The organism is Micromonospora sp. NPDC093243 (assembly GCF_044753725.1).
In the GTDB taxonomy this organism is placed as follows: domain Bacteria; phylum Actinomycetota; class Actinomycetes; order Mycobacteriales; family Micromonosporaceae; genus Micromonospora.
Genome location: NZ_JBIVNT010000006.1, coordinates 187,876 through 204,398 on the forward strand (window position 1 = coordinate 187,876; position 16,523 = coordinate 204,398).

Genomic DNA, 16,523 nt, shown 5'->3' on the forward strand with positions numbered 1-16,523 from the left:
CGACTGTGAGCCGGGTCACGCAAGGTCTACACGTCGATCGACCCTGGCTCCGGATCGCTAAGCGGGCCGGAGCCCGTCCGGATGGCGGGGGAGCGGGGCCGGCCCCGGGGCGCGCCTCAGCACGGCGTACACCATCCTGCTGCTCCCGAACTCGGAGACGGTCACGAGTTCCCAGCCGAACGTCTCCAGCACCTCCGCGGCGGCGATGGCCAGGGTGACCGCGTCGCCGCCGACTCCATGGGAGACGACGGACAGCAACCGGTAGGGGTAGCCGCGCAGGTCGACGCGGTTGCCCAGGATCGCGTCCGCCCTGACTGTCCGGGTGCGGATGATCTGCTCGGGAGCGTTGCGGGCCGCCATGGCGCCACCCTAGTTCCCGACCGGCGGACGTCGCTGCCGTCGTACGCCGATGGTATGAATGCATCGTGGCGTCGTCGCAGAACGTAGACCTGATGGGCAACGTCCGCGCACTGGCCGAGGATGCGCTGCCGATCCTCATGCCGGGAGCCCGCGTCGCCCCGGACACCGATGAGGTCCTCATCCCCGTACCCGGCGGTCGGGCCCGTGTCTCCCTGGTTCCGCTGCTGCGCCTCTGTCTGGATCAGCCCCGCCAGATGTGGCCCGACCTGCTGGCCGACTGGGTCGCGGGGATCCGCCGCCAGTTGCCCGCGCGGGTCACCCCCGACGAACTCGGGCCGGCCGACGTCGGGCAGCTCCGGCTACGCCTCACCCCGGCGGCCGCGACCGCGGAGGCCAACAGCTACCTCGCGATGCCGTTCGGCGAGCACTTCACCGCGGCCGTCGTGATCAACCGGTCCGATCGCCTGGAGATGCTCACCATCGCCCAGGCAGGGCAGCTCGGACACGAGCCCGTGGAGTTGATCCGCCTCGCCGTGCGGCAGACCGTGCAGCACGAGCTGGCCGCGCTCGACGTACGCGATCACGCGATGCCGGGCGGTGGGTCGGTTCGCCTGCTCGCCGCGGACGGCAACCCCTTCGTCACGACCGCGCTCATGTCGCTCAAGCGTTTCCTGCCGGACGCCGCCGAGTACGGCGCGCTGGTCGCGGCGCCACGCTACAGCGCGGTGCTGCTGCACCCTGTGGATGCCCCGGTGAACGACAGCGCGGTGGCGCTGCAGCGCCTGGCCATGTCCATGTTTACCGCAGCCGACGATCGTTGCTCCGACGAGATCTTCTGGTGGCACGACGGCGAGTTCCATCCGGTACGCATCGCGGCCGGCCAAGCCGGCGGCGCGACGCAGGTACGAGTGCCGGCGGCTCTCGCTGCGGTGGTGGAGCGGCTGGACCGCGATCACTGAGCGCCCTGGCGCCGCAGCGCCGACCGCGCCTGGCCGATGATCGACGTGGCGGCTGTGTCCGAGGGCAAGGTGCTCAAGAACCGGTTGCACTTCGACCTGCGTGCCGACGGCGTGACCACTGCGGCGGAGCTTGACCGGTTGCTCGCCCTCGGCGCACGACGCGTCGACGTGGGACAGCCCTCCGACGTGAGCTGGGTCGTGCTCGCTGATCCTGAGGGCAACGAGTTCTGCCTGCTGTCACGCTCTGTCCAGGAGCTCTAGGGCAGCACCCGTACGGCGACCTACGCGGCCAGGACCTTGTCGAGCTTCTGTGCGGCGAGGGCCTGGTCCCGCTGCTCGGTCAGGAATCGCAGCGCCGCCTCGCCTCCGCCCTCGTCCCAGCTTCGGCGCAGCCCCTCGTAGAACGCGGCCTGCTCCGACAACTGCCGCGCGCCCTTGGCGGACGCCGCGCGGGCCCGCTCCTGGCACGACTCGGCGAGCTGCGTCGCGGGCTCGACGGGCGACGCTGTGCCGTTGACCACCCGCCAGCCCGGTAGTTGATGCCAGTGCGTGCGGCGCTTGCGCGGGTCCTGGGCGAAATCCCGCTCGGCCACGTCGGCGAGGCGCTCGGGCGGCCAGCCGTCGATCTTCTCCAGGCCGGTCTCCAGCACGAACTGCCGCGTCTGATCAGCCGCCGCGTCGGAGAGCAGATCCACCGTACGCGGGCCGGATCGGACCTCGTCCATCCGGACGCCGTAGGTCATGATCCAGCTGGTGAAGGGCATCACCAGTGGCTGCACGCCGGCGGACACCCAACCCACGGGGCGAGTGGGAGAGCCGGAGTAGCCGATCCAGGCCAGGGACCAGTCCAGCGGCTCCCGCACCAGCGTCGTCCCGACGCCGGTTCCGCGAATGGACCACTCTCCCGGCAGCTGAGGCCGCAGCTCCGACAGGATCTGCCGCCACCGTCGCGCCTTCTCAGCAGACGACATACGAACCTTTCGCAGCGGGTGGGACCGGGGCCTGGTGAGTCTATCCGCCCAATGGTCGCTTCGTCGGGCGTAGCTCCTCCGGTGCGCTGGGTAGATCCAGCGTCGTCTGCACGTTGTTGGCCCAGCCCGGGGCGATGCCGGTCTTCAGACCGGTCTTCAGGTCGTAGGCGTGCGCGACCTCCCAATCGAGGTCACCGGTCACGGGGTCCTTGTACTGCCGCTCGAGGATGACGTCGGGCCGGAAGTCCTGGTCCCGTACCGTCCGAGTCTCGACGCCGCCGCTGTCGAAGCCGATTTCGGCACGCAGCCGGAAACCCGATTCCGGGGTGAACATGCTGTCCGCCTCGGCGTCGATCGCATTGGCGAGGTGGCGGTGGGCTTCGGTGCCCATCGCGGTGCGCTCCACGATCAGGTCCGCCACCTCGTCGGGGTAACCCTTCGCGATGAGCTCCTCGCGCTGCCGCTGGTAGCCCTCCCGTTGCAGGATCGCGTCCTTGTTCTGGTCGACGTGGTCCCACGCCTCGTCGACCATCTCCTGCAGTCGCGGGGCGACCTCCTTGCGTGCCTTCTCGATCTCCGCCACGCTGGCGTCCTCGCGCTTGCCCACCTCGGGGTCGTTCTGCGCGCGCCGCGAGTCCGAGCCGTCCCCTTGCGAATCGGTGGGCTTGCCGTCGCGGGAGCCCGGTCCGCCGGGGCGGCCGTCCGCGGCGGCCTCGGCGATGGCCTGGTGGCCCTCGGCGATGGTGGTGGACTTGCCGTTGTGGCTTCTCCGGGGGCGCGGCACGCCGCCGTCGCCGCCGTCGCTCCCGTCACCACCGTCGCCGTCCGGTCCCTTGGGCTTCGCCACGATCCCCCCGGTCAGCCGTTGATGAGCTTGGAGAGGTTGGTGAGGCTGGTGACCAGGGCGGTGGTGTAGCTCAGGATCCGGCCCGCCCACTTGAGCACGGCGGCGGCGATCTGCACGGCGATCACCGGGATGGTGACCACGAAGATCGCCTCGACGGCCCACACGACCACGCGTGCGACCAGGTCCGCGATGAGGTCGCGGACGATGTCGCGGGTGAAGGAGACCAGGTTTCCCGCGGCCTGGGTGGCGGCCCCCATCGCGGCGGCCGTCCCGCCCAGGCCGGCGATCGCGTCGACGTTGTTCACCATCAGCGACTGGTACGCCTGGGCGGCGTGCCCCTGCCAGTCCGGCACGTCCCCGGCCAGATGTGCCTGCAGGTCAGCCGCCATCCGCTGCAGGTGGGTGGCCATGTTGTCCCACGTCGCCGCGTGCGAGGCGACCACGTCGGGCATGCCGGTCAGCCAGTCGAGCATCTCCCGCAGTGGCTCGAAGTACTCCATCGCCCAGCCGAGGCCGTTGGCCAGCAACGCGCTGAACGGGTCGAGCACCGTGGCCACGACGTCCAGGCCGAAGGCCGCCCCGGCGAGCAGGTCGTCGACCCACCCCTCGCTGCGGATCGCGTCCACGAGCCCCTCGACGCCGTCGGCGAGCGAGGAACCGGTCCACACCTCCCGGGTGGACGTGACATCCGCGACCAGTGAATCGTCGGTCATCCGCCCAGCCAGCTTCTGTCCACGACGCCCGCGGCGCAGCCACGGATCTGCCCGGGAATCGACCCCTTGCCCAGAGCCCCGCTGTCCATGCGCGCCTCCCCCGAGTAGCCCTCGGGGAGTGGAGATCGCAGTGTCTCCGAACGCCTCGCAGGACGGCGTCGATTGTAGAACACCGACTCACATTCGGTGGGTACGGCATGGCTCTGGGTACGGCAGTCGAGAACGGAAGTCCCCGCCGTCCGACGGACGACGGGGATCTCCACAGTGGTGCGCCGGACTACTTCAGCGCGAGGGTCCGGGCGTCGGCCGCGATGACGCTGGCGACCTCGGCCGGCACCAGCTTGCCGGCTTGGCGGTCGACGTAGTTGGCCAGTTCGGCGTACTGGGCGTGGGCGAGTTTCACGGTCATCGCGTTGATCGCGGCGGCCTCGGCGCCGGAGGTGAGGATCTGGTAGCCGAGCCCGGCCTGGTTCACCGTCACGGTGAAGGTGCTGGTCGCGATCGCGGTGCCCTCCGGGCCGGTGACCTCGGCGCGGATGGTGTGCCTGCCCGCGGTCAACCTGCCCAGGTCGAGCTTGCGGCCCGCGGCCGACTTCTTGCCGTCGAGGGTGACGGTGACGGTGTCCGCGTTGGTCGCGGCGACCGCGATCACCGGGGACTGAGCCCGGTCGAGGCGCGCTCCGTCGGCCGGCGACGTGACCTCCACGGTCGGGTCGGCGGAAGCCCGCTGCATGAGCGCCGAGTTCCAACCGACCAGTTCGGAGGCGCGGTTCGTGATGATCGCGTCGGTGCCGATCCGCTCCAGCCGCTGCCACAGGCCGGCGGAGTCCATCGTCCAGGCCATCACGGCGACCCCGGCGGCGTGCAGCGGGGCGACCACCTCCGGCTTGGCCAGCAGCGCGTTGCCATCCGGGTTGTAGGCGGTCAGGTGCAGCTCCCTGGCGATCGCCACCGGGTCGGCGTCGAGGCTGCTGCGGAGCAGGCCGAGCGGCAGCTCGGGGGCGAGTTCGTAGGTGTACTTCAGGGCGTCGACCTCGAAGCTCTGGACGAAGACCCGGCCCATCATCTGCTCGTCGCGGATCACCTGGATGATCGTCGCGACCTCGTCCCTGGTGTGCCTGCCCTTGATCTCCAGCAGCAGGCTGCCGCCCCGGGTGCGCAGGTCGGCGAGCTGCTCGGCCAGGGTCGGCACCCGCTCGCCGACATAGTGCGGGCCGAACCAGGAGCCGGCGTCGAGCGCCTTGATCTGCGCGGCGGTCAGGTCGCGGATGTTGCCGGTTCCGTCGGTGGTCCGGTCGACGGTGCCGTCGTGCAGGATGAACGGAATCCCGTCCTTGCTCGGCTGGACGTCGTTCTCGATCCAGTCGGCGCCACCCCTGCGCGCGATCTCCTGTGCGACCAGGGTGTTCTCCGGCGCGGCGGCGGACGCGCCGCGGTGCGCGATGACCGTGAACGGGCTGCCCTCGGGGCGGATGTAGCCGTTCGGCGCCAGCTCGGTGACGGTGACGTCGTCGTACGAGACGGTGGCGCCGTTGACGAAGAGCGCCTGGACGCCGGCGGCGGAGCGCTGGAGGCTGTTGGTGCGCATCGCCTCCCGGCCGTCGAAGATCCAGCGAGCCTGGTTGCCGTGCACCTCGACGGCGACGCGGACGTCGCGGCCGGTGCCGGCGGCGTACGGGGCGGAGGCGGTGTTCGTGACCACCCAGGCGTTGGCCGTGGTCCGCTGGGCGAATTCGAGCCCGTTGGCGGCGGTGGTGCCGCTGCGCATGGTGGCGATCCACCAAGGGGTGGCGCCGTCGGCCGGGACGTCGATGCCGAGCGACGCCCAGCGGGTCGCGGCGGAGACCGACTCGAACCGCATGGTCGCCTCGAGCCGGAAGTCGTTCAGGTGCCGGCCGAAAGTGATCTTGTTGTTCGCGCTGGAGCTGGCCGAGGTTCCGTACAGCCGACCGTTCTCGACCTTCCAGGCGCCGTCGACCGCGTTCCACCCGGCCGGCAGGGACCCCGAGGAGAAGTTCTCCGAGACCACGACGTTGCCCGGTTCGGCGGCGGCGGGCGCCGAGGTCGCGATGGCCACCGCGGCGGCACCGCCGGTGACGGCGAGCGCGGCGATGACGGCTGCGGCACGGGTACGCGTGGCGACGAGCCTCGTCGCGGCGCGCCCGAGCGGCGATGGTGCGGGAAGGACAGTCATGGTCGGGACGCTACGAAGCGCACCCAAATCCATGATCAATTGGACGTGGCCGCCGCCGGAACGCCGGGTGTACGCGACCCGCCCCGGCCGGGCGGGCCACGGACCCAGGCCGCGAGGCGGCGAGGGACATTAGGCGGCGACGGACGCCGGTCGCCGGGCGCGCAGGGCGCCCGGCGACCGGCCCGATCGGTGTCGGGGCTACCGCTGTTGCAGGCGGAACGACTGGGCGGCGGTGCCGTTGCAGGCGTACTGCACCAGTTGGACGCTGTCGGCGGTGGAGCCACCCGGCACGTCCAGGCACTTGCCGCTGAGCCGGTTGACCAGCCGGTAGTAGCCGCCGGTCTCCGGCACCGCCTGCCACTGCTGGTTGTTGCCGCCGCTGTAGGTCCAGAGTTGGATCGGCGCGTTGTCGGCGGTGGACACGTTCGTCACGTCCAGCGCCCGGGCGCTGTTGTTTCGGTTGTTCACCCGGACGTAGCCGCCGCTGGTGGGCTGGAACTGGTACTGCTGGGCGAAGCTGGTGTTGCAGGCGTACTGCTGGATCGCCGTGCCGTTGGCGGTGCCGGCGGCGCGGGCGTCGACGCACTTGCCGTTGCCCCGGTTGACCAGGCTGTACCAGGCGGTCGGGGAGATCGGGTCGGTGGGCGGGGGAGTGGTGCCACCACCGCCGCCGAGCCAGAGCAGCCCGTCGATGATGAACCGGTTCTGCACCTCACTGGCGAACGTGGACGACAGCGGCACGTTGTTGGCGTAGTCCATGGCGTTGTGGCCGAAGTTCGCGTACAGCATCTTGTAGTTGGTGTTGGTCCAGATGATCGGGTAGTAGCCGCTGTACCAGGTCTGGTTCGGGTCGGTGCCCAGCGGGAAGCTGCTCGGGTCGACCGAGGCCAGGATGTTGATGCTCGGGTTGGTCCGCAGGTCGCGGCTCCAGCTGTACCACTCGCTCACCGACGAGGTGAAGGTGGCGGGCAATCGGACGGTCGACGGGTGGGTGCGGTTCTCGACCCGCAGCGTGGCGGTGGTCGGCCCCCAGGTGTTGGTCTGGAACGCGCCGGTGCCGAGGAACTGGTTGTGGTACCAGTCCCAGCCGCCCGGGTTGTCGGTGTACGCCGAGACGTGGAAGCCGAGCCAGGCGCCGCCGCCGCGCATGTACTGCTCGAAGGCGGGCCGCTGGGCGGCCGGCGGTAGGTCGTCGAGGAAGATCACTACCTGGTACTGGGCGAGGTTGGCGGTGTTCAGCCGGCTCCAGTCGTTGGTGGCGGTGTAGGAGAAGTTGTACTCCGCGGCCCGCTGCGGGAACCACTGGTTGGCTTCCCGAACGAAGCTGATGTGGGCCGCGTCCCAGGTGCCGTTGTAGAAGGCGATCACGTTGAAGGCCGGGGCCGCGGCCCGGGCGCTGCTGTGGGCGGGCTGGGCGAAGACGGTCGCCAGCGCCAGGCAGAGCGCGAGGAACTGGGCCAATCTTCGGGTCACGGTGCTGCGGGTACGGGCGATCATGGCGCGTCCTCTCGGTTGTCGTCGCGCTGGGGTGTCGAGACGGGGCGCAACGATCGATGACACGCTATGTCTGTCCGGATCATGTGTCAATATCGGACTTAAGCGAATTGAGCAAGTTGCGAGTCTTGCGGCGATACCCGGACTAACTGTAATGACTCTTTACCAATAGTCGCAGCAAACCCGCCCGATCCACAACAGAGGTCGCGTGCGTCCCTTTTGGAGGCGGCATGGACGGGGCAGAAGCGGATCGGGCTGGCGGTGACAATGATCCAGTGAGCCTCGACATCGACCACATCTACGTGCCCGTCAAGTTCGACCTCGGTGGCACGGTGCAGGACATGGAGCCGGTGATCCCGCTGCTGGCCCGGTTGGGCGCTGTCACGGTCGACGTGGTCGAGCACGAGGAGACCCGGGCTTACAACATCTCGTACCTCGCCACCCATCCACCGGTGCTGCAACTCTCCCTCGGCACGTCGGCGGTGCGGATCGGGCGCACCACGTGGGACACCAGCACGCAGATCGTGATCTATCCGGCGCTCGGGGTGCTCTCGGTGGACCTGCGGTTCGCCGCACCGGAGCCACCGGTGAGCACCGAGGACATCTGCCGGTTCTACGACGACCTGGTCCACGAGAACACCCTCGACTACTTCCGCTATCTGCGTGACCTGGACACCTTCCCGTCCAACCTGGCGGGGCACCTGCGCACGGTCGAGGCCGAGACGCCCGAACCGGGTGGGCTGACCGTCTCGGCCTACGTCCAGGCGATCCGCGGAATCCTCCAGGGTTCGGCCGGATTCGAGCCGCGGGAGCGGTGCTATCCGTTCCAGAACATGCGGCAGTTCTTCGTGCTACGCGGCCCCGAGCGGGACGACGGCGCACCCCTCGTCGAGTCGCTGCTGCGGCTCGCCACCCTCCCGGAGGCCACCGGCGCGACGACCGACGACGGGCCGCTGCGACTACGCGGCCTGGTGGTGCGCACCACCGGATGGTCGACGGTGGCCGTCCTGCACGACGGAGTCGAGGGCGGCTCCGCGGCCCTGCGGCTGGTCCAGGACATGTACGGGCAGATCCATGCGCAGTGGTTCTTCTGCCAACTCTGGGTGGGGGTGGATCCGAACGACCGCGACGAACTCGTCGGGCCCGGGCACTCCCTCGGCGCTCGGATCACCCAGCTCGCGCGGGTGCAACTGCAACTCGCCCGGGGCCTGGCCGAAGTCGGCAACGTGGACCTGATGTACCGGGATCCGGTACGGATCGCGGTCGCCACCTTCCTGATCGAAGGGCTCCGGGTGACCCGGCACCTGGCGGCCGCCCGGCAGCGTCTGGAACTGCTCCGCAGCAATCTCAGCCAGCTCTTCGGGCTGCAGACGGCGCTGTTCCAGCAGCGGCTCCAATGGCTCTTCTCGATCACCGCGGTGGCCGGCGTCGCCGCGCTCCTGCCGGAGATGTTGCAGGTCAACAGCATGCCCTGGCGGATCGTGACGGTCGCGTTGTTCGGCACGCTGGCGGTGTTCTGCTGGCTGTTGATCCGGCTGCTCGGACGCGCCGGCCTCACGGCGGAGCGGGCGGGCCAGCGACCCACCCGAACCCGCACAACGCGGTGGGGTGCGCCCGGGTGGCTGCGGCGGCTGCGCCGGCGGGTCGAGTGGCCCACCGTCCCAGGCGTGCGTCGCGGGCCCCTCGACTGACAGCCCCGCCCAACGGCGACGGCCGCCTTGCGGCGTAACAACTGCTGTGAACCTGTATGTCGTGATCAGTCGCAGGGGTCGCGCCCGGCGGAGCGACGTGACCGGCATGGTTGGCGGGGTCGGGGGTAGCTCGAAGTCCACCGGACATGAGGTGAGGTGGACGATGGCGGGATCGTGGTTGCTCGGCCCCGACGGTGGCCCCGCGGGGCGCCGACCCACGGCCGTGCTGGTGGCGGTGCATCAGCAGGAGGAGAACGCGGACGGCAGCGGCCCCGGCAGCGACGTGTCCCTGGCGGAACTGCGCCGGCTCGCCGACACCGATGGCCTCGCCGTCGCGGAGGCCGTGGTGCAGAACCGGTCCCGGCCCGACCCGGCCACCTTCGTCGGTTCCGGCAAGGTCGACGAACTCGCCGCGGCGGCGGAGCGCGTCCAGGCCGAGCTGGTGATCGCCGACGGGGAGCTGAGCCCCGGCCAGGTGCGCAACCTGGAGGAGCGGGTCGGCGTGCGGGTGGTGGACCGTACGGCGTTGATCCTCGACATCTTCGCCGAGCACGCCCGGACCAGTGAGGGTCGGGTGCAGATTGAGCTGGCGCAGATCGCGTACCAACTGCCCCGGTTGCGCGGCGACGGCCGGTCGATGTCCCGGGTGGGTGGTGGCCGAGTCGCCGGCGGCGCGGGCATCGGTGTTCGCGGTCCCGGCGAGATGCGACTGGAGACGCAGCGGCGCACGCTGCGGCAGCGGGCCTCCCGGCTGCGCCGCAACGCCGCCGAGCTGGGCCGGCGGCGGGAACGCACACGGGTCCGCCGGGCTCGCAATCAGGTGCCCTCGGTCGCCATCACCGGCTACACCAACGCCGGCAAGTCCGCGCTGCTCAACCGGCTCACCGGCGCGGACGCCCAGGTCCAGGACGTCCTGTTCGCCACCCTGGATCCGACGGTGCGGCGGATCAGCACCGGCGAGCTGACCTACACCGTCACCGACACCGTCGGCTTCGTCCGGCATCTGCCGCACCAGCTCGTCGACGCGTTCCGCTCGACGCTCGAGGAGGTGAGCCGCAGCGATCTGGTGATGCACGTGGTGGACTCCTCCGCGCCCGACGCCCTCGATCAGATCACCACCGTCCACGGAGTGCTGCACGAGATCGGTGCCGGGCAGGTGCCGGAGCTGCTGGTGCTCAACAAAATCGACGTTGCGCCACCGGAGTGGGTCGACGCCCTGTGCCGCGCGTATCCGGACGCGGTGCCGGGTTCCGCGCTGACCGGGCAGGGGATCGACCAGCTTCGGGCGGAGCTGGCCGCGCGGCTCTCCCAGCGCTGACCACCGACGCCACGGTTGTGCGTTCGTTTGCTGGTGCGACTGAGGGGTAATGGGGCGGTTGTGACGAACCCTGAGCAGAGTCAGCGGCGGCAGGAGGACGCGCTCGAGACCGGCGCGTTGTATCAGGATGCCGAGGGGCGGCGCACCAGTGACCCGGGTGCCGGAGCCGAGCACGCCGACAGCGAAGCCGACCGCAACGCCGAGCACCTGAGTCGCGGCGAGGTCGGTCCCGGCGTCCCGGAAGAGTAGGGAGCGCCAGCTCCAACCGTTATCGCGCGTTCCGTAGGTCGAGAATGTAGGCCGCGGTGAGCGCGACGGCGCGGTCTTCGTCATGGGACAGATCTGCGAGGGCACGCGACGCCGTGCTCCCCGGGATGTCCGCGAGCGCCTGGGTCAGCCGCCGGCGTGCAGACGAATCAGTCGTGCCGTGGGCGAGGCGATCGACGAGCCGGGTGACGATCTGATCCGCCGACGCGGGATCACTCGCCAGCGCGCTCAGCGCATCGGCTGCATCGACGTCATTCCTCTCCTCGACGATCATGTCGATGAGCGTCGGGACAGCCGCGACCACTCCACGTGCCCCGAGCGCCAGCGCCGCACACCTGCGGACCACGAGGTCGGAGTTCGTGAGGGCGTCCCGCAGCAGCGCGGTCGCCGCACCGTCCGGAATCTCGGCGATGGCCCGGACGGCACGGTCCCGCACCTCGGCCACGGGTGCGCCGAGGCCCTCCGCCAGCAGCGCCAAGCCGCTGTCGCCCGATTGCGCCAGAGCCCATCGAAGGGCTCCGGCGACGTTCGGGTCCGACTCGCTCAACGCCGCCTCGACCAGAGCTTCCACCGGCACCGGAACCCGCTCGACCGAGGACAGGGCCGCACGCTGCCGCTTCCCGGCGCTCTCCGACCCCAGGGCCTGCAGTAGCGCGACGGTCTGGAGGACGTCCTCCCAACCGGCAGGCTCCGCGGCGCCGATCCGACGGAGTCGGGTGAGCAGCTCCATCTCGCCGGCAATGCGTTCGCGTGTCTGGCGGATCAGGTCATCGACGAGCTCCGAGGGCGTGAAGCCGGGATCATCCAGCGCGCGCCCGACTTCACGCAGCGACAGCCCCAACGACCGCAGGCTCTCGATATGGAAGATCCGCCGGATGTCCTCGCCGGAGTACTCGCGATAGCCACCCTCGGTACGGCCCGTCGGCCGCACCAGGCCGAGCGAGTCGTAATGCCGGAGCATGCGGGCGCTCACCCCGGACCGTCGTGCCACATCACCGATCAACACTGGCTGTCACCCCTCCTGGGCGGTCCTGCCGAGGGCCACGATGCGCTTCGCCTCCTCGATCGCAAGCTCGAATCCGGCATCAGGGTCGCGCAACAGCCGTTCCGTGGCGATCGCGTGCTCACGCCGGCGAGGGTCGGCATCGGTCATCGCGGCGCGCAGCCGCGGCATGATCACCTCACCGAGCGCGATCAGCGCCCGGCTGAGGCTCAACTGCGTCGTACGCTCGCCGCGCCCGAGCTGGGTCGCCAACACTGCGGCCAACTCGGCTTCGTCACCTTCCGGTACGAGTGCGACCGCTGCTCGCCAGGCGCTGCGCGCCACCTCGTCGTCGGCGTCGGTCAGCAGCGCCGGGGTGATCGCCGGCCACGCCTGTCGATCCCCGATCTTGGACAGCGTGTGCAACGCCTGGCTTCGTGCCTGCGTGCGCTCGGAGCGCAGTTCGCCGACGAGCTTCGGGACCGTCACTGACGGTGCGTGCCGGGTGAGTGCCCAGGTGAGCATCTCGCGCACGTAGAAGTCGGGCTCGATCGCGCACCGCTCGACGAGCTTGTCGATGAACCGCGGGTCAGGGGCCGTGCCGACCGCCAGCGCCGCCTGCAGCCGCACCGACGAGCTGCCGCTCTCCAGCGCCTGGAGAGCGCGCATCGCGACCGTGTCCTCCTGTGGCCTGGTCATCGGGACCACCTCCTCGGCACAGTGAAGACCTTGTCACTGTGTCAAGGTCAAGCGGCGCCACGCCGTGAATCGGCCAACCGACCCCTACCGGCGCGGTGTCACAGAACGGCGCGGGCCGGCGTCTGGTGGGTGACCGGCACGGGAAAGAGACGACAGGAGCCAGCATGGCCAGCACGCGGACCTCGGTGGGGCTATGAGCGAGGACCGCCGCCCGGACCCCGCCACCGCGGTGTTCGTCGCCCACCGCAACCTGCTCTTCACCGTCGCCTACGAGCTGCTCGGCTCGGCGGCGGACGCGGAGGACGTCCTGCAGGAGACCTGGCTGCGCTGGGCGGGCGTCGACCTCGACGCGGTGCGGGATCAGCGTGCCTACCTGGTCCGGATCACCACCCGGCAGGCGCTCACCCGACTGCGTACGCTCGGCCGCCGCAAGGAGACGTACGTCGGCCCCTGGTTGCCCGAGCCGCTGCTGACCGCGCCCGACGTGGCCGAGGACGTCGCGCTCGCCGACAGCGTCTCGATGGCGATGCTGCTGGTGCTGGAGACGCTCTCGCCGACCGAGCGGGCGGTGTTCGTGCTGCGCGAGGTGTTCGACCTCGGGTACGACGAGATCGCGGAAGCCGTCGACAAGAGCCCCGCCGCGGTCCGGCAGATCGCCCACCGGGCGCGGGCGCATGTCGCCGCACGCCGCCCGCGGGACGTGGTCTCCCCGGCCGAGACGCGGGCCGCGCTCAAGGCCTTCCAGCGGGCGGTCGAGACGGGCGACCTGCAGGGCCTGCTCGACGTCCTCGCGCCGGACGTGGTCGCCCTGAGCGACGGCGGCGGGGTCAAGCAGGCGGTGCCGCGGCCGGTCGTGGGGGCCGACAAGGTGGCCCGCCTGTTGGCCGCCGGCGTGGGCCGGGTCGGTGGCCAGGCGTCGCTCGAACCGGTACAGGTCAACGGCTGCCCGGCTCTGATCATGCGGCTCAACGGGGAGATCGACGGCGTCGTGGCCCTGCGCATCGACGACGGCCTCGTCACCGGGCTCTACTACGTCCGCAATCCGGAGAAGCTGTCGCGGGTGGAACGGGAGACCGCGCTGAGCCGTTGAGTAAGGGCCTGCGTCAACCGCCCGGGACGCGCATGCGCCACGCGTCGGTGACGAGTTCCGTCAGACGCTCGACGCTCACCTGCGCCAACCGCAGCATCACCAGGGGCAGCCCGTCATAGGCGGGAGTGGTGAAGAAGACCTCCGGCTCGCCGAGGAGCAGGGCCTGCTTCTCGGCCTCGTCGCCGACGTAGAGCACGGCGATGTCGGTGCGGATGCGGCGTGCGGCTCCGGGTCTGCGTTCCGGGTAGGACCAGACGAAACCTTTGTCGGCGACCCGGAAGTCGAAGCCCGCGCTGTCGATCTCGACCACGTCCGGCAGCGCCAGCGCCAGCCGACGCACGTCGTCGGCGTCAGCCATCGAGGTCGCTCCAGCACACCGCCCGCTGCATCGCTACAGCCTAGTGACCGCGGTGCTCAGCTCGCCGCGAGCAGCGCCATGATGTTCTTCTCGGTGACGTCGGGGCCGGTCAGTTGCCCGGCGACGGCGCCGTCCCGCAGCACCAGCACGCGGTCACAGGAACCGACGAGCTCCTCCAGATCGGAGGAGATCAGCATCACCGCGAGCCCGTCCACCGCCAGATCGTCGATGAGGGACCGCACCTCGGACTTGGTGCCGATGTCGATGCCCCGGGTGGGCTCGTCGAGCATCAACACCCGCGGGTGGGTGGCGAGCCAGCGGGCCAGCAGCACCTTCTGCTGGTTGCCGCCGGAGAGTTCACCGACCGGCTGGCCCGGGCTGGTCGCCTTGATCCGTAGCCGGCGCATGAAGGTGTCGACGATCCGGTCGAGGCGGGCGTCGGAGACGATGCCGGCGCGGGAGAGCCGGGGGAGCGCGGCGAGCGCGATGTTGTCGCGTACCGACAGCGAGGCGATGATGCCCTCGGTCGTACGGTTCTGCGGCAGCAGCCCGACGCCCGCGCGGACGGCGCCGGCGATGGAGCGCCGGCGCAGCCGGGCGCCGGAAACCGTCACCTGACCGGCGTCCAGCGGCATGGCGCCGGCGATCGCCTTCGCCGTCTCGCTGCGGCCGGCGCCCAGCAACCCGCTGAGGCCGACCACCTCACCCGGCCGGAGATTGATCGACACACCGCCGAGCACGTGGCGACGGGTGAGGCCGGTGGCCTGCAGGATCGGCGGGTCGGCCGGCTCGGTGGCCACGCCTCCGGGGCTGGGCGTCCCGAGCGCCACCCGGCGACCGAGCATCAGCGACACGAGCCGCATCCGATCCAGGCCGGCGAGCGGACCGGTGTGCACCACGCGGCCGTCGCGCAGCACGGTCGCGCGGTCGCAGATCCGCTCGATCTCGGCGAGGCGATGGCTGACGTAGACGATCGACCGGCCCCGGGCCCGCAGCGTGTCGAGCATGGTGAGCAGCCGGTCGACCTGCTCGTCGTCCAGGCCGGCCGTGGGCTCGTCGAGCACGATCACCGACGTACCCATGGCGACCGCGCGGGCCACCGCGACCAGCTGGCGGATCCCGCCGTCGAACGACTCGAGGGGCTGGCGTACGTCGATCCGCAGGCCGCAGCCGGTCATGATGTCGCCCGCCCGGGCGTTCATCGCCGCGACGCTGATCAGGCCGAGCCGGCGCGGCTCGTGGCCGAGGAACAGGTTGCGGGCGACGCTCATCTGCGGGACGAGGTTGGCCTCCTGGTGGACGGCGGCTATCCCGGCGCGCTCGGCGTCCCGGGGTGAGGCGAACCGTACCGGCGCTCCGCGCAGCCGGAGTATCCCGGCGTCCGGCGGGTCGATGCCGCAGAGCACCTTGACCAGCGTCGACTTGCCGGCGCCGTTCTCGCCGAGGACGGCGTGCACCTCGCCCCGGCGAAGCGTGAACGAGACGTGGTCGAGCGCGCGGGTGCCGGGGAAGTCCCGGACGACGCCGGCGGCTTCGATGACGGTGCTCGTGCCTGCCACGGTGCCTCCTCGCAGCGACCGGCGAGCCGATTGAGGCGAATGATTGCGTACGGCGGGTGGAAAGGTAAAGACGTCAGGGGCGGGCGACGTGCAGCCGGACGGCCCGGTTGGCCAGCTCGTCGAGCACGTCGCGCGGGGCGGCGTCGTCGGTCACGAGGTGGTCGATCTCGTCGGTGGGGACGGTCTGCACCATGGTGTCGACTCCGATCTTGGTGTGGTCGGCCAGTACGACGATCTCCTCGGCCGCCGCGGCGAGGGCCCGGTCGACGCTGGCCACCTGCATGTTCGGCGTGGAGACGCCGCGTTCGGCGGTGAGCCCGTTGCCGGAGATGAAGGCGCGACGCACCCGCAGACCGGCGAGTGAGCGCTCGGCGGCGCTGCCGACCAGCGCGAGGATGGCGCCGCGCAGCGTGCCGCCGGTGAGGACGACCTCGACCCGCGGGGCGTTGGCGAGCGCCTGGGCCACCAGCAGCGAGTTGGTCACCACGGCGAGCTCCGCGTGCCGGGTGAGCTGCTGGGCGAAGAGTTGCGTGGTGGTGCCGGCGCCGACGACGATGGCGTCCCCGTCCTCGACGAGGGAGGCCGCCAGCTCGGCGATCGCGGCCTTCTCGGTGGCGGCGAGCTGGGCCTTCTGGGCGTACGTCGGCTCGCGGGAGAGCGCGCCGGGCAGGGTGGCCAGCGCGCCGGGCAGGGTGGCGCCGCCGTGATGGCGGTTGAGCAGCCCGTCGGCTTCCAGGATCCGCAGATCACGCCGGACGGTGACCTCGGAGGACTGCACGGCCTGGGCGATGTCCCGGAGCGAGACGGCCCCGTTGGCGTGCATCAGCTCGAGGATGCGTTGCCGGCGCTCGGCGGCGAACATGGTGCGCCGGCCCTCGGTCGCCGTCCGGGCGTCGTCGCCAGGTGCCACGTGGTCCTCTCCTCGTGAACGAGTCGGTCTGGTTGTGATCGTACTCGGTGCCGCCTCCGCGCCTGGTGACCACGTTTCGGGATCGTTTCTGATCGGAACTGATCGAACGGT

The 16,523-nt window shown here is 70.8% G+C and carries 16 protein-coding genes and 1 pseudogene; 6 read left to right on the forward strand and 11 right to left on the reverse strand.

What is annotated here, in order from left to right:
- Positions 1-57: 57 nt before the first annotated feature.
- Positions 58-360 (reverse strand): transcriptional regulator, encoded by a 303-nt coding sequence (locus ACIP9D_RS21610; protein WP_350873834.1) that lies wholly within the window; start codon positions 358-360, stop codon positions 58-60.
- Positions 361-425: 65 nt separating this feature from the next.
- On the opposite strand from ACIP9D_RS21610, the gene ACIP9D_RS21615 reads away from it, so the two are divergent.
- Together ACIP9D_RS21615 and ACIP9D_RS21620 are read left to right on the forward strand one after the other, a co-directional pair.
- The gene (locus ACIP9D_RS21615) at positions 426-1,319 is read left to right on the forward strand and encodes a hypothetical protein (protein ID WP_350873835.1); all 894 of its coding nucleotides are present in this window, start codon (positions 426-428) and stop codon (positions 1,317-1,319) included.
- Positions 1,320-1,337: 18 nt separating this feature from the next.
- Positions 1,338-1,580: pseudogene (locus ACIP9D_RS21620) on the forward strand (VOC family protein); the annotation flags it as partial.
- Between the two features lie 20 nt (positions 1,581-1,600).
- Here ACIP9D_RS21620 and ACIP9D_RS21625 read toward each other — a convergent pair.
- The 5 genes from ACIP9D_RS21625 to ACIP9D_RS21645 all read right to left on the reverse strand — a co-directional run bounded on the left by ACIP9D_RS21625 (position 1,601) and on the right by ACIP9D_RS21645 (position 7,541).
- The gene (locus ACIP9D_RS21625) at positions 1,601-2,290 is read right to left on the reverse strand and encodes a hypothetical protein (protein WP_350873837.1); all 690 of its coding nucleotides are present in this window, start codon (positions 2,288-2,290) and stop codon (positions 1,601-1,603) included.
- A gap of 40 nt (positions 2,291-2,330) precedes the next feature.
- Positions 2,331-3,074 (reverse strand): hypothetical protein, encoded by a 744-nt coding sequence (locus ACIP9D_RS21630; protein ID WP_350873838.1) that lies wholly within the window; start codon positions 3,072-3,074, stop codon positions 2,331-2,333.
- A 74-nt stretch (positions 3,075-3,148) separates the two neighbouring features.
- Positions 3,149-3,850, reverse strand: a complete 702-nt coding sequence (locus tag ACIP9D_RS21635) for a hypothetical protein (protein ID WP_350873839.1) — start codon at positions 3,848-3,850, stop codon at positions 3,149-3,151.
- 277 nt (positions 3,851-4,127) lie between these two features.
- Positions 4,128-6,044 (reverse strand): glycerophosphodiester phosphodiesterase family protein, encoded by a 1,917-nt coding sequence (locus tag ACIP9D_RS21640; protein WP_350873840.1) that lies wholly within the window; start codon positions 6,042-6,044, stop codon positions 4,128-4,130.
- A gap of 198 nt (positions 6,045-6,242) precedes the next feature.
- Positions 6,243-7,541: an RICIN domain-containing protein gene (locus ACIP9D_RS21645; RefSeq protein WP_350873841.1), complete on the reverse strand. Its 1,299-nt coding sequence runs from the start codon at positions 7,539-7,541 to the stop codon at positions 6,243-6,245.
- A 272-nt stretch (positions 7,542-7,813) separates the two neighbouring features.
- On the opposite strand from ACIP9D_RS21645, the gene ACIP9D_RS21650 reads away from it, so the two are divergent.
- The 3 genes from ACIP9D_RS21650 to ACIP9D_RS21660 all read left to right on the forward strand — a co-directional run bounded on the left by ACIP9D_RS21650 (position 7,814) and on the right by ACIP9D_RS21660 (position 10,796).
- Entirely contained in the window at positions 7,814-9,229 is a 1,416-nt protein-coding gene (locus tag ACIP9D_RS21650; protein WP_350873842.1) for a hypothetical protein, read from the forward strand.
- Positions 9,230-9,392: 163 nt separating this feature from the next.
- Positions 9,393-10,547, forward strand: a complete 1,155-nt coding sequence (gene hflX / locus ACIP9D_RS21655) for a GTPase HflX (RefSeq protein WP_350873843.1) — start codon at positions 9,393-9,395, stop codon at positions 10,545-10,547.
- Between the two features lie 60 nt (positions 10,548-10,607).
- Positions 10,608-10,796 carry a ribonuclease gene (locus tag ACIP9D_RS21660; protein WP_350873844.1) on the forward strand — a complete coding sequence of 63 codons (189 nt, stop codon included), beginning with the start codon at positions 10,608-10,610 and terminating at the stop codon, positions 10,794-10,796.
- Between the two features lie 19 nt (positions 10,797-10,815).
- Here the strand turns inward: ACIP9D_RS21660 and ACIP9D_RS21665 are convergent, their stop codons facing one another.
- Together ACIP9D_RS21665 and ACIP9D_RS21670 are read right to left on the reverse strand one after the other, a co-directional pair.
- A complete protein-coding gene (locus tag ACIP9D_RS21665; RefSeq protein WP_350873845.1) occupies positions 10,816-11,820 on the reverse strand; it encodes a HEAT repeat domain-containing protein in 1,005 nt (334 codons plus the stop codon).
- Between the two features lie 6 nt (positions 11,821-11,826).
- Entirely contained in the window at positions 11,827-12,495 is a 669-nt protein-coding gene (locus ACIP9D_RS21670; protein WP_350873846.1) for a HEAT repeat domain-containing protein, read from the reverse strand.
- 193 nt (positions 12,496-12,688) lie between these two features.
- Here ACIP9D_RS21670 and ACIP9D_RS21675 point away from each other — a divergent pair, with 193 nt between their 5' ends.
- Complete coding sequence (locus ACIP9D_RS21675) at positions 12,689-13,585, forward strand: RNA polymerase sigma-70 factor (RefSeq protein WP_350873847.1); 897 nt, start codon at positions 12,689-12,691, stop codon at positions 13,583-13,585.
- A gap of 13 nt (positions 13,586-13,598) precedes the next feature.
- Here the strand turns inward: ACIP9D_RS21675 and ACIP9D_RS21680 are convergent, their stop codons facing one another.
- The 3 genes from ACIP9D_RS21680 to ACIP9D_RS21690 form a co-directional block, all read right to left on the reverse strand.
- Entirely contained in the window at positions 13,599-13,943 is a 345-nt protein-coding gene (locus ACIP9D_RS21680) for an MmcQ/YjbR family DNA-binding protein (RefSeq protein ID WP_350873848.1), read from the reverse strand.
- 56 nt (positions 13,944-13,999) lie between these two features.
- Positions 14,000-15,502, reverse strand: a complete 1,503-nt coding sequence (locus ACIP9D_RS21685; protein WP_350873849.1) for a sugar ABC transporter ATP-binding protein — start codon at positions 15,500-15,502, stop codon at positions 14,000-14,002.
- Positions 15,503-15,575: 73 nt separating this feature from the next.
- On the reverse strand, positions 15,576-16,412 hold the full coding sequence (locus ACIP9D_RS21690) for a DeoR/GlpR family DNA-binding transcription regulator (protein ID WP_350873850.1): 837 nt from the start codon (positions 16,410-16,412) through the stop codon (positions 15,576-15,578).
- Positions 16,413-16,523 lie beyond the last annotated feature (111 nt).